This is a genomic window from Micromonospora sp. C81, assembly GCF_018070425.1.
In the GTDB taxonomy this organism is placed as follows: domain Bacteria; phylum Actinomycetota; class Actinomycetes; order Mycobacteriales; family Micromonosporaceae; genus Micromonospora; species Micromonospora zamorensis.
This window is the reverse complement of record NZ_JAGPXS010000010.1, coordinates 170,522-183,191: the sequence shown is the minus strand read 5'-3', so window position 1 is coordinate 183,191 and position 12,670 is coordinate 170,522. Positions and strand designations below refer to the sequence as shown.

The 12,670-nt window shown below is 68.6% G+C and carries 11 protein-coding genes; 5 read left to right on the top strand and 6 right to left on the bottom strand.

The window, feature by feature from the left end; all coding sequences use genetic code 11:
• Positions 1-126: 126 nt before the first annotated feature.
• The 4 genes from KBX46_RS18550 to KBX46_RS18535 all read left to right on the top strand — a co-directional run bounded on the left by KBX46_RS18550 (position 127) and on the right by KBX46_RS18535 (position 3,374).
• Positions 127-642, top strand: coding sequence for a hypothetical protein (locus KBX46_RS18550; protein ID WP_210793420.1), 516 nt, complete (start codon positions 127-129; stop codon positions 640-642).
• A 3-nt stretch (positions 643-645) separates the two neighbouring features.
• Positions 646-1,452 carry an inositol monophosphatase family protein gene (locus tag KBX46_RS18545; RefSeq protein ID WP_210793419.1) on the top strand — a complete coding sequence of 269 codons (807 nt, stop codon included), beginning with the start codon at positions 646-648 and terminating at the stop codon, positions 1,450-1,452.
• Positions 1,453-1,596: 144 nt separating this feature from the next.
• Positions 1,597-2,001 (top strand): superoxide dismutase, Ni, encoded by a 405-nt coding sequence (gene sodN / locus KBX46_RS18540; RefSeq protein ID WP_088947088.1) that lies wholly within the window; start codon positions 1,597-1,599, stop codon positions 1,999-2,001.
• Positions 2,002-2,063: 62 nt separating this feature from the next.
• Complete coding sequence (locus tag KBX46_RS18535) at positions 2,064-3,374, top strand: radical SAM protein (RefSeq protein ID WP_210793418.1); 1,311 nt, start codon at positions 2,064-2,066, stop codon at positions 3,372-3,374.
• Positions 3,375-3,392: 18 nt separating this feature from the next.
• Here the strand turns inward: KBX46_RS18535 and KBX46_RS18530 are convergent, their stop codons facing one another.
• Positions 3,393-4,307, bottom strand: coding sequence for an SDR family NAD(P)-dependent oxidoreductase (locus KBX46_RS18530; protein ID WP_210793417.1), 915 nt, complete (start codon positions 4,305-4,307; stop codon positions 3,393-3,395).
• A gap of 101 nt (positions 4,308-4,408) precedes the next feature.
• Between KBX46_RS18530 and KBX46_RS18525 the strand changes: the two genes are divergently transcribed.
• A complete protein-coding gene (locus tag KBX46_RS18525) occupies positions 4,409-5,074 on the top strand; it encodes a TetR/AcrR family transcriptional regulator (protein ID WP_141908564.1) in 666 nt (221 codons plus the stop codon).
• A gap of 37 nt (positions 5,075-5,111) precedes the next feature.
• Here the strand turns inward: KBX46_RS18525 and KBX46_RS18520 are convergent, their stop codons facing one another.
• The 5 genes from KBX46_RS18520 to KBX46_RS18500 form a co-directional block, all read right to left on the bottom strand.
• Complete coding sequence (locus KBX46_RS18520) at positions 5,112-6,662, bottom strand: polysaccharide lyase family 1 protein (protein WP_210793416.1); 1,551 nt, start codon at positions 6,660-6,662, stop codon at positions 5,112-5,114.
• A gap of 497 nt (positions 6,663-7,159) precedes the next feature.
• Positions 7,160-9,553, bottom strand: a complete 2,394-nt coding sequence (locus tag KBX46_RS18515; protein ID WP_308159587.1) for an RICIN domain-containing protein — start codon at positions 9,551-9,553, stop codon at positions 7,160-7,162.
• A gap of 80 nt (positions 9,554-9,633) precedes the next feature.
• A complete protein-coding gene (locus tag KBX46_RS18510; protein WP_210793415.1) occupies positions 9,634-10,485 on the bottom strand; it encodes a sugar phosphate isomerase/epimerase in 852 nt (283 codons plus the stop codon).
• A 6-nt stretch (positions 10,486-10,491) separates the two neighbouring features.
• Positions 10,492-11,673: a substrate-binding domain-containing protein gene (locus KBX46_RS18505; RefSeq protein WP_255508763.1), complete on the bottom strand. Its 1,182-nt coding sequence runs from the start codon at positions 11,671-11,673 to the stop codon at positions 10,492-10,494.
• A gap of 13 nt (positions 11,674-11,686) precedes the next feature.
• Positions 11,687-12,670, bottom strand: a complete 984-nt coding sequence (locus KBX46_RS18500) for an ABC transporter permease (protein WP_210793414.1) — start codon at positions 12,668-12,670, stop codon at positions 11,687-11,689.

Here is a 12,670-nt window from a genome sequence, read left to right as displayed (position 1 = left end):
GGACGGCGTCCGGCCCTCGCTGACCGGACGGCGGTGACGTGGACGATGATCAGGGGCCGGAGGCTGAGGGAGGCAGGCAGTGCGAACGATGTGGCACAGGCCGACAGCGGTGGGACGGGTCGCCCGGTGACGGGCCGGGCCGGTGAGGTGTTCGACACCACTCGGGCGGTGTCCGACATCGAGAAGTTGCTCGCCGCGGATCTGCCCACCAGCGGCGCGACGGTCAGCGAGGGTGACCCGGCCACCGGGGAGTGGACCGGCACCCGGGGCGCGGGTTTTCGGATCATCCCGCTGTGGGAGAGCGAAGCCCTCACTGGCGTGTACGGCGCCGAATGGAACCAGGCCGAGGATGCCGCCGAGGCGAACCTGGCTCTCGTCGTCCGGGAGTCGGACCATCGGTGGGGCCCGCACCGCAAGGTCTCCATGCGCGTGCCGCTGTTTCGGCACCAGGCCCGCGCACCCCTGCCGGCACTGTTCCAGGCGCTTGGCGACCTGGACTGCTTCGGCGACCTGACGGTCTGGGGGCCCACGGCGACCGGAGGCCGATGGATCGCGGTCTCGGTCAACCAGTGTGACGGCGACGCCCCAATGATCATGACTGCGGTCGTCAGTCATGCCCCGATCACCGAACCGGCGGAGTGACCGTTGTCCACCACAGACCATGCGCTGGCCATCGAGGCGGCGGAGGCCGGAGCCGCGGTGGTCCGTTCGCAGTACGGATCCTCGCTGACGCGCTTCGCGAAGGTCGGCACCGACTTCGCCACCACCGCCGACATCGAGGCGGAGAAGGCCATCCTCGACGTCCTGCGGGCGCCACGTCCGGACGACGGCCTGCTGGGCGAGGAGAGCGGACGCACGGGCACCGGCGGAAACGGACGTACCTGGCTGGTCGACCCGTTGTGCGGCACGCTGAACTACAGCGCGCGGACGATGCTGGTCTCGGTCAACGTCGCTCTACGCACCGGCACACACCTCGCCGTGGCCGCCTCGGCGGACCCGTTCAGCGAGGAGGTTTTCTGGACCGACGGCGTCGCCTCGTACGTCCGACGCGCAGGGACGGACCAACGACTCGTGCCGTCGGCCGAGTCGACGCTGGTCGACGTCAATCTTGATCCACCGTTTCCTCACCGGGACGTGTTCCTGGCCGCCCGGATGCTCGCCGACGACGGCTTCATCGCACAGTTCCGCCCACGTGTGGTCTCCACCACCCTGGCCGTGGCCTGGGTCGCTGCCGGCCGACGCGCCGCCTACGTGACGGACGGCCGCGACCTGCGCCAGAGCGTCCACTTCGCGGCCGGCATCGCCCTCTGCGAGGCGGCCGGTTGTGTGGTGACCGGGATCGACGGCCGGCCGTTGCACGCTGGCGGCGAAGGCCTCGTCGCCGCCGCGGACGAGCAGACACATGCCGCTCTGCTGGCTCTCATCCGCAGACAGCGCACCGAAAGGGACTGAAGGCCGAGGCCTGGGCCCGGCAGCTTGACATGAACCGCGGTTCAGGTTCTAGCGTCGGGTGGTGGATCACGTTGACGGCCGGAAGGCGGACGAGCTGTTTCGCCGGACGTCCGTCACCCCAGCACTGCCGCCGGAGGAAATCTGATGTACCTGCCACGCCTTCTGCGCCCGCGCACCGTCGCGAGCGCACACTGCGACCTGCCCTGCGGCGTCTACGACCCGGCGCAGGCCCGCATCGAGGCCGAGTCGATCAAGGCGATCTCCGAGAAGTACCAGGCCAGCGACGACCCGGAGTTCCGCACCCGATCGCTGCTCATCAAGGAACAGCGGGCCGAGCTGGTCAAGCACCACCTCTGGGTCCTGTGGACCGACTACTTCAAGGCGCCGCACTTCGAGAAGTACCCCGAGCTGCACAGCCTCTTCAACGAGGCCACCAAGCTGGCCGGCGCCGGTGGCGCGAAGGGCGCCGCTGACCCGGCCGTCGCGGACCGGCTCCTCGGGAAGATCGAGGAGATCTCGAAGATCTTCTGGGAGACCAAGCAGAGCTGAACCGACCGGGACCGGGTGGCGCGGGCCACCCGGTCCGGCGTACCGCCTTTCAGGAGGACCGCATGACGTCGCGCACAGACCTCGTCGAAGAGCTGATGAGCCGCTTTCCGCAGGTGCCACGAGAGGCGGTCCTCAAGGAGGATCTGCTGCGCGGCGGGCTCGCCTTCGACGACGCGGCGCTGACCGACAACGAGAGCGGGACGGTCAAGCCGAAGTCGTACTTCATCTTCTCATTCGATCATCGGACGCTGCCGGAGTTGGGGACGGCCGCGCTGCGTCGGCCGCCCGAGGAGATCGTGCTCACCGGGGGTCCGTACGAGCTACGTCGTACCGTCGTTTCGGTCCGCATCAATCCGAGCTCGCCGTACCGGGTCGGGACCGACGGCGACGGTCGACTGCGGCTGTTCCTGGACGGACGGCCGATCGCCGATGTCGGGCTGCCGCCCATGCCGGCCTACTACCGCCACACGCTCGCCAACGGCAAGTCGGTGATGGAGGTCGCCCCGACGATCCAGTGGGGCTATCTCATCTACCTGACCGCGTTCCGGGTCTGCCAGTACTTCGGTGCCAAGGAGGAGTGCCAGTGCTGCGACATCAACCACAACTGGCGCCAGCACAAGCAGGCGGGTCGGCCCTACACCGGTGTCAAGCCCGTGGACGAGGTGCTGGAGGCCCTGGAGATCATCGACCGGTACGACACCGACCGCGCCTCGCAGGCGTACACGCTGACCGGCGGGAGCATCACCTCGCAGGTCGACGGGCTGGCTGAGGCGGACTTCTACGGCCGGTACGCGCAGGCGATCGAGGAACGGTTTCCCGGGCGGTGGATCGGCAAGGTCGTCGCCCAGGCGCTGCCCCGAGCCGACGTGCAGCGCTTCCACGACTACGGGATCCGCATCTACCACCCCAACTACGAGGTGTGGGACAAGCGGCTGTTCGAGTTGTACTGCCCGGGCAAGGAGCGCTACGTCGGCCGGGAGGAGTGGCACCGCCGCATCCTCGACTCCGCCGAGGTCTTCGGGCCGAGCAACGTGATCCCGAACTTCGTGGCGGGCATCGAGATGGCGGCACCGCACGGCTTCGCGAGCGTGAGCGAGGCGATCGACTCCACCGCCACGGGGCTCGAATACTTCATGTCGCGTGGGATCACGCCGAGGTTCACCACCTGGTGCCCGGAGCCCACCACGCCGCTCGGCCGAGCCAACCCCGAGGGTGCACCGCTCGAATATCACGTCCGCCTGCTGGAGGTCTACCGGGCGACGATGGACGCCAACGGCCTGTCCAGCCCACCCGGATACGGCCCGGCCGGACCGGGCCGGGCCGTATTCTCGGTCAGTTCCTTCATGGACACCCTGCCGGCCACGCCCTCGTGACGGGTGCCCGTGGCACGGTCACGCCGCGACGGCTACCTGGCCCACCGGGAACCGCACGCCGGTGAGGTCTTCCGAGACGGCCCAGAGGCGTTGCTGCACTGTCACGTCGTAGGACTCGGGGCTGGACGTGACCAGCCTCGGGTGGCCGCGCACCTCACCCAGGCCGTCGGGGCCGTAGTACTGCCCGCCGAGGACGGACGGGTCGGTGGCGGCCCGCAGGGTGGGTAGCGCGCCCGCCGTCGCGGGCTGCGTGATCACCGGGGCGAGCCAGGTGACCGGTCGGCGGACGACCGACGGGGTGTTGCGGGCCAGTTCGGTGTTGGAGACGCCGGGGTGTGCGGCCACCGCGACGGTGGTGCCGTGTGCGGCGAGCCGACGCTGCAACTCGTAGGTGAACATCAGGTTGGCGAGCTTCGACTGGCCGTAGGCGGCAGCCCGGCCGTAGGACCGTTCCCACTGCAGGTCGTCGAAGTGGATGGCTGCGCGGATGCGGTGGCCGGTGCTGCTGACGGTGACCACCCGGGAGCCGGGCACGGGCAGCAGCAGGTCGAGCAGCAGGCCGGTGAGGGCGAAGTGGCCCAGGTGGTTGGTGCCGAACTGCATCTCGAAGCCGTCGCGGGTGGTCTGCTTCGGGGTGTACATCACGCCGGCGTTGTTGATGAGCAGGTCGATCCTCGGGTGGGCGGCGCGCAGGCCGTCGGCGGCGGCGCGTACCGACTCCAGCGAGGTCAGATCCAGCTCCCGTACGGAGACGTCGCCGTTGATCCGGGCGGCGGCCAGCTTGCCCTTCTCGGTGTCGCGCACGGCCAGGACGACTGAGGCCCCGCGCTCGGCGAGCAGCCGGGCGGTCTCGAAGCCGAGTCCGGTGTTGGCGCCGGTGACCACGGCCACCCGGCCGTCCTGGCGTGGAATCTGCTGCTCGGTCCACTTCATGTCAGGCTCCCCAATGTACCGCCGGTAACTTATGCTCGAACGGTAATGTACCGCCGGTACGATGTCAAGGGACCGCCGGTACCTAAGCTAGGGTTGACGTCATGACGTTCCAGCGGGCGCGCAGCGAGGAGCAGCGTGAGATCCGGCGCCGGGCGATCCTGGAGACCACTTCGGCGATGCTCGACGAGATGCCGGTCGCCGAGGTGACCCTGAACGAGCTGAGCCGGCGGGTCGGCCTGGCCAAGACGGCGGTGCTGCGCTATTTCGAGTCCCGCGAGGCGGTGCTGCTCGACCTGATGGACGACCGGACGACGACCTGGCTGGCCGAGCTTGACCAGGAGTTGGCCCACGGCGTCGACCTGGGCCGGTCCGCGTTGGAACGGGCGGAGCAGGTGGCCGACGTGCTCAGTCGGTCGCTCGCCGCCCAGACCGTGCTCTGTGATCTCTATGGCGCGCAGGGCGGGGTGCTTGAGCACAACGTGTCGGTCGAGGTGGTCCGCCGACACAAGCGGGCCTCGCTGGGCAACCTCGCGGTGATGGCCGACCTGGTCCGGCGGCACCTGCCCGAGGTCGGCGACCGCGCCGAGCTGTTCTGCCTGAACGCCCTGCTCGTGGGTGGCGCGCTGTCCGCCTACACCTCGCCACCGCCGAGCCTGCTCGCCGTCTACGAGTCCGAGCCGGCGCTCGCGGTCCACCAGGTCGACCTGCGGACAGCCCTGCGGGTCGCGATCATCACGTCGCTCGTGGGCATGCTGCCGCGCTCCTGAGTCCGGAGCGCGGCAGCGCCCGCGATCAGAAACCGCCCTAGCTGGCGTACGTCTCGAACTCGCCGACCCGCGGCGTACCGCTGGAGCTGTTGATCTTGAAGGTGATCTTGCTCAACGACGTAGCGGAGAAGCTGATGGAGCCCGCCCCGCTGCCCGAGGCCAGGACGGCCCCGGTGTCGTGGTTGACCAGCTGCCAGGACCCGATGGAGCCCTGGGTTCCCGACGGCTCACGAATGATCACTCGGGAAACCCGGGTGGCCGAGCCCCACTTGATCGAGATGGAGCCGGTCGAGCCGGCCGGTGACCAGTAGCTGCTGATGTTGCCGTCGCGCACGTTGCCGTAGCTCGTTCCGCTGGCCTTGCTGGAGCCGTCGGCACTGGCACCCAGGCTGAGGTTGGTCCCACTGGGCGGAGGTGTGGTCGGCGGAGGCGTGGTGGGTGGGGGCGTGGTCGGCGGAGGTGTGGTCGGCGGCGGGGTCTGCGGTGAGCAACTGCCGTTCGACACCCGCAGACCCGTGTTGGCGCCCACCGTCTGCCGAACGATGTCCGGCACGCAGCTCGCGCCGTCGAGGCTGTACGGGTACGGGATGCTGACAGTGGTGGTGGACGTCAGGTTGGGGCCGGCGGGGTAGTTCTCGCTGCCGGTGCCAGACCAGGTCACGTTGTCGAGGATGTTGCCGCTGACCTGCCAGAAGCCGTGCTCGTTGGTGTAGAAGGTGCCGAGGACGTCCTTCGAGTCACGGAAGTAGTTGTTCTCCACCTTGGCCTTGGCGCCGGCCCGCGAGTTGATGCCGGACTCGTGCAGGCTCACGTAGTGGTTGTTGTAGATGTGGGCCGTGCCGCCGCGCAGCAACGGCGTACGGGAGTCGATGTTCTCGTACAGGTTGTGATGATAGGTGATGAAGCCGTTCGAGAGGTCGCTCTCGCTGGAGCCGACGAGGCCGCCGCGACCGGAGTTGCGCAGGATGCTGTAGGACAGGGTCACGTACTGCGTGTTGTCCTTCATGTCGAAGAGGCCGTCGTACCCCTCGGACTCCCCGCCCGACGCCTCCAGGGTGACGTGGTCGACCCAGACGTTGCGGACCGTGCTCTCCATGCCGATGGCGTCTCCACCGTTGGAGGTGGGTGAGCCGGACTTCTTGACGTTCCGGATGGTCACGTTCTGGATGATGATGTTGCTGGAGTCGCGGATGTGGATGCCGAGCTGGTCGAAGACGGCTCCGCTGCCGACCCCGATGATGGTGACGTTGCTGATCTGCTTGAGCTCGATCACGCCCGCCGCGGTGTTGCAGCTCGACCCCGACACCTTGGTGGTGTTGCCGTGGTTGATGGTCCCGGTGACCTCGATGGTGATCGGGGTGCTGCTGCTGGCCCGGCCGCACAGCGCCGCGTGGATCGCCGTGCCGGTCGTGGCCCGCACCGTCTGCCCACCCGCTCCGCCGGTGGTCCCGCCGTTCTGGGTGGCGTAGCCGGTGGCGCTGCCGACCGCCGCCGACGCCTGAGGGGTCGGCATGGCAACCACGACCGCGATCCCCACGGCTGCCGTGGCCAGCGCTGCCGGTAGTCGTACCGAAACTGCTCGTCTCATCTCGCCTCACTTCGCATTCGTCTGGTCTTTGCCGACGCAACGCGACGGCCGTCGCGACCGGCCGGAACCTCGCGTCTCAGAAATTGGCGGTAGTGAATCGCCAGGCTGTCCTCGACATCCCCTTGCCCCTGGTGAACGCAGTGGGCGTCGCGCAATCGGCACCCACTGCTGGCATCGCCCTAAATGCGATCACCCGGGCTCATGAATGAAACATCGATGTAACGCAATCGTAGGAAAGCGGTTTCCTCAAGGCAAGGGTTAGCGCTTGCAGGTTTGTTGCAGTGGTCGACGGGGAGCCCTCGTCGTTGTTCTCCACCGACGCCACCAGCAGCGCTAGCCGTGACGACCACCGGATCTGGGTGGCGACCGACGAGACCATGCACGGGCCTACGGAACGGCTCCTCGACCGGGCTGAGCGTGGTCGAGGAGCCGTAACCGCGCAGGCCCGGGCGGGGCGGTGTCGCCCCGGCCCGGACCTGTTGACGCACGCCGCAGTCTCAGCTGCGCAGCTGCCACTGCTGGTTGGTGCCGCCGTTGCAGGACCAGAGGATCAACTTCGTACCGTTCGCCGTTCCGGCACCGTTCGCGTCGAGGCACAGGCCCGACTGCACGCCGGTGATCGTGCCGTTGGCGTTGACGTTCCACTGCTGGTTGGCCTGGCCGTTGCAGTCCCAGATCACCACCGTGGTGCCGTTGGTGGTCCCCTGGCCGGAGGCGTCCAGGCACTTGGTGCCGTAGACCATGAGCTGCCGGCTGGCGGTGTGGGTCCACCGCTGGTTGGTGGCGGAGCTGATGCAGTCCCAGATCTGGGCCTGCGTGCCGTTGGTCGTGCTGGAGTTGCCGATCTCGGCGCACCGGCCCGACTGGACGCCCACGATCTGCACGTTCTGCGGGTTGGTGCTGCCGCCGCTCTGCACGCCAGCCGCGTTGATCACCGTCTGCGCGCCCGACGGCCAACTGCCGTTGCTGACCGTGACGTTGCCGTTGACGACGTTGCCGCGATCGCCGTTGGTCACGTTCGTGGAGTTGTTCGACGACCAGTTGTTGGTGACGGTGAAGTTGCCCATGTTCTCCGCGTACCAGTAGTTGGCGGTGGCCCAGGTGCCGGTGGAGGAGAACACGTTGTTGCGGGCGGTGTAGTAGCGGGAACCCTCGTCGAAGTAGAGCCCGAACCAGCCGTTGGTCCGCAGGCAGTAGTTCTCGTTGATGGTGCCGCCCGGGTTCGCCGACAGGGTGTAGATGCACCCGCCGTCGGTCATCTGCTGCATCACGTCGTGGACGTAGTTGCCGATCACCTGGTTGTTGGCCGCGGTGGTCGCCGTGGTGTAGCGCGGCTGGTAGTTGTACAGGCCCCGGTTCGCGTAGTGCTGGCTACCGCCGGCGTCGTTGGCGCCCCAGCCGTAGCCGACCGACAGACCGGTGTACGGCATGTTGTAGACCTCGTTGTGCGAGATCAGCGACGTGTTCACGTAGGTGGTCAGGATCGAGACGACCCCCCGGTACTCCAGGCCGAGATCGTGCACCCGGTTGTTGCTCACGGTGATGTTGCGGTTGACCATCCGCTGGTCGCCGGGGTGGTGCGCGTCGGCGCGTACGCCGCCGACCACGATGCCGCCGGCGGAGTTCCGGGCGATCTCGGATCGGGTGACGGTGATGTTGCTGGCGCCCAGGCCGACACCGCTGGCGTGGGCGTTGGCGTCGTTACCGATGCCGATGGCCGTCTGCCCGAGGTTGACGAACTGCGAGTCGCTGAAGGTGATGGTGTTGGCCGCCGACACCTGCACGGCGGCGGGCATCTGGTTCCAGTTCGGCCGGGTGGCCTCGAACTGGGGGCAGCCGGCCTGGCAGGAGGTCAACGCGTCGGACGGACGCGCCCAGGTGCCGGTGATGTGCGCGCCGGTCTGCTGGTCGGCGAAGCCGTTGCTGCTGCTGGGGCCGAGCCAACTGGTGCCCGTGAAGGTGATGCCGCTGAACGAGATGTGGTGCGCGGGCGCGTCGTAGGTGCCACCGACGTTGACCAGGGACTGGAGTTGCGGCAACTCCACGCTGACGGAGCTCATGTTCTGCCCCGCGAGCGGGATGTAGTTGAGCTGACCGTTGCCCGGGTTGAGATACCACTCCCCCGGTGAGTCCAGGAACTCGTACGCGTTGGTCAGGTAGAAGGGACCGGCGCGGTGCGGGCTGGAGAGGGTGTCGAACCCGAAGGTGTTGTTGTTCCACGCGGGCTGCTGCATCGTGAGGAAGTTGCCGCTGATGCTCTGCACCGGCGAGTACCGGTCGGTGAACGAGCCGACGCTCTCCACCTCGACCCGGTTCTGGTTGCCGAGGTTGTTGAGATAGTTGAGAGCGCTGTTGCTGAACCGCATGCCGGCCGTGGTGAAGGTGAAGTCGGAGCGGTTCACGGCGGTGCGCGCCCGGGTGGCGACGGCCCCGTTGACGTAGAGCTGGCGGGAGTCGAGCCCGGCGCCGACGTTGGCACGCCAGATGTTCCTGCCGGAGTCGACCTGCGACCAACCGGTGACGGCCCGGGCACCGGTGATCGTCGGACGGGCGGACGGCGCCGCCCGCCAGATCACCTGGTAGCCGTTGTTGCCGGAGTCGGCAGCTGTCAGGCGCATCGGTGACGAGAGCCGGTACATGCCATCGGCCAACTGCACGACGATGTCACCGGACATCGTGGCGTTGCTCGCCCGGACCGCTGCCTGGGCGGCGGTCAGCGAGCACGGTTGGCTGGCCGAGCAGCTGGTGCCGGTGCCAGCGGGCGACGCGTAGAGGGTGGTGGTGGCAGCGGAGGCCGGGGACGCCGAGGCGGCCACCACGACCAGCGCGGTCAACGCTGTCGCGGCGGCGCCGGCCAGCATTCGGCGCAGCGGCGGAAGGGACGAGGACACGGGACGGTGCTCCTGACATGACAAAGGGATGGGGGTGGGCGGATCGCCTCAACGAGCGCGGGGTTGGCGCGCGGCGCCGGTCAGCCGAGGATCTCCCGGAGATAGCGCAGGCCGTCCGTGGCGAGGCGGTCCTGTGAGGGGGCCAACGGGCGCCAGATCGCCGCGGCGGTGGCGATGGTCTCGTTCTCCGCCGTGAACGACTCGATGCAGATCGCGCCCTGGTAGCCGGTGTCCCGCAGGACCGTGAAGAACCGGGGCCAGTCGAAGTGGTCGGCACCGGGAGCGCCACGGTTGGTGCCACTGACCTGGACGTGCTTGATGTGCGGGCCAGCGACCGCGAGGGCCGCGTAGGGGTCGGCCTCCTCGATGTTCATGTGATACGTGTCGATCATGATGCCGACGCTCGGCGGTAGGCCGTCGATCAGCTCGACCGTCTGCTCGATCGTGTTGACGACGCTCGTCTCGTAGCGGTTCAACGCCTCGACGCCGATGCTCACCCCGCACTCGCCCGCCCGCTCGGCCACCGGCGCCAGGGCCCGCCGGAAGTCCTTGTAACAGGCCGCGCGAGCCGTCGGTGACATCCGCCAGGTGCGGCCAACCGAGGCGTACACCGGGCCGCCGACGCACGGGGCGCCGACGGCCGCGGCGCTCGCCACGCATCCCATGAGGTACGCCACTGTCGACTCCACGACGGCCGGTGCGGCGTCCACCAGGTCCCGCCCCGGCGGGGTGACCGCGCAGACCCCGGCGGCGGCGAGGCCGTGCGCGGCCAGCAGGTCCCGGGTACGGACCGGGTCCCAGTCACCGGGCTGCTCGATCGGCAGCTCGACGGCGTCGAAGCCGAACTCGGCGATCCGTGGGATCAGCTCGGCCAGGGCCTCGTCGTCGACCGGCGAGGCCCACACCCAGGGGTTGACACCGATGGCGTACACCCGAACCTACTTCCAGCGCTGCGGGTAACCGGGCAGGTCGGTGCAGCCGCACATCGCGTAGTGCAGCGGCGGCATGCTCGGATCGAGGTACCGGTCCAGGTTGTCCTGGGTGACGGTCGGCTGCGGCAGCTTCCACGGGTTGGAGACCTGCTCGCCGTCGAGGATCCGCAGCGCGGCGATGATCGGCGTACGCCACTGGTAGGTCGGGTAGGTCGGCGCGATGGCGGTGAGCTGCTTGTCCTTCCAGATCTTCAGGAAGTCGAGCTGGTCCTCCCCGTTCATCGGCGGAACGGGCTTGCCCGCGTCCTGGAACGCCTCGACCGCCGCGACGGCAACCGCTCCGGCGTCCATCCAGACGCCGTCGATCGTCCCGTAACGCTGGATGTAGTCGTCCACGATCTTCTTGGTCTTGGCCGGGTCGCCGTCGGTGAACTCGACACCCACGACGTCGACCTTCGCCTTGTCGAACGCCACCTTCGCCGCCGACCACCGGGTTTCCAGGACGTCGACACCAGGCAGGATCCGCAGGGCGAGGACCTTGCCGCCGGGCTTCATCTTCTGACTGACGAACTCGGCGCCGACGTGACCGAACCCGTAACCCCCGATGGGGTTGATGAAGGTCACCGGGCACTTCGTGTTGACGCCACGGTCGAAGACGATGACCGGCAGACCCGCCTGGCAGGCCGCCTCGACGGCCGGGGTGAGAGTGGCGGTGGTGTTGGGCGAGACGATGAGCGCGTCGCAGTCCTTGCCGAGCAGGTCGTTGATGTCCGCGATCTGCTTCTGGTCCTTGCCTTCGGCGTCGACGTGCACGAACTCCTTGATGCGGCTCTTCTGTGCCTCGACCTCGGCCTGCATGGTCTTGAACCCGACCTGCCGCCACGGGTTGTTCAGGGCCGCGTTGGAGAAGCAGATCTTGTGCGGGCCCTTCTTCTTGAACTTGGCGGTGTCCACCATCGTCGGGTTGAGCACCTGCTCCCACGGCTTGTCGGCCGGGCCCGTGGCGGCGGCGTCGAGCAGCGCGAGCTCGGCGTCGTAATCGGCCTGCACGAAGAACTTCGACTGGTCCCCGGTGCCCGAACCGGCGGCGGGGGCACTGCCCGAGGGGCCGGCGGCCGGCTCGTCGGTGGAACAGGCGGTGACGGACAGCAGGGTGACAGCGGCCAGCGCCGCCATGAAACGTCGCACTATGGTTTCCCCTTTATCTCGACGAAGAACGAGTTGCGGAGACCGCCACGGCGAGCAGGATGATCCCGCCCTGGACGGCCGACCTGAGGGCGCCGGAGACGCCGTAGAAATTCATGAGGGCGAAGAGCAGTTCGAGGGTCAGCGCCCCGAGCATCGCGCCGACGACCGCGCCGCGGCCCCCGCCCAGAGCGACGCCACCGAGGACGACCGCGGTGATGGCACCGAACTCCAGGCCCGCTCCGGCCTGGAACGAGACGCCGCTGTAGCCGCCCAGCAGGATCGCCGCCACGGCCGCCGCGAGCCCGCTGAGGATGAAGGCGATGGTCCGGGTACGCCACACGCGTACGCCGCTCAACTCGGCGGTGCGCGGGTTGTCGCCGACGGCGACCAGCGTCCGGCCGAAGTCGGACCGCATCAGCAGCACGGCCACCACCGCCAGGACCAACAGGACCAGCAGCGCGTACGGCATGCGGCCGAGCACCGGCACGTCCTCGAAGGCGCGCCGGCCGAACCGCCGGAACTCCTCGGAGAGCCCACCCTTCGGTGCGCCGTCGGACCACAGGTAGACCGCCCCGACCAGGATCAGGAACATGCCCAGGGTGGTGATGAACGACGGCACCCGCAGCCGGGTGGTGATGAGGCCGTTGACCAGCCCGACGAGCGCTCCGAAGGCGAGCAGGAGCAGCACCACCGGCCAGGTACGCGCCGGGTCTCCGTCGATCAGCCGGGCGGCGACGACCACCTGCGCCGTGACCAGGGAACCGACCGAGAGGTCGAACTCACCGGAGACGATCACGAAGTACTGACCGGCGGCGAGCAGGATGATCGGCGCCGAACGACCGAGGAAGGACATCAGCGACGGCGGGGACAGGAAGTCGGGCTGCCGGATGCCGACGAGCACCAGCAGCACCGCGAGGATCGCGAGGATCGGCAGGACACCACCGGGGCGCACCTGCGGCAGACGCAGCGGCAGCGAACGGGGCTGGACGGTCTGCAC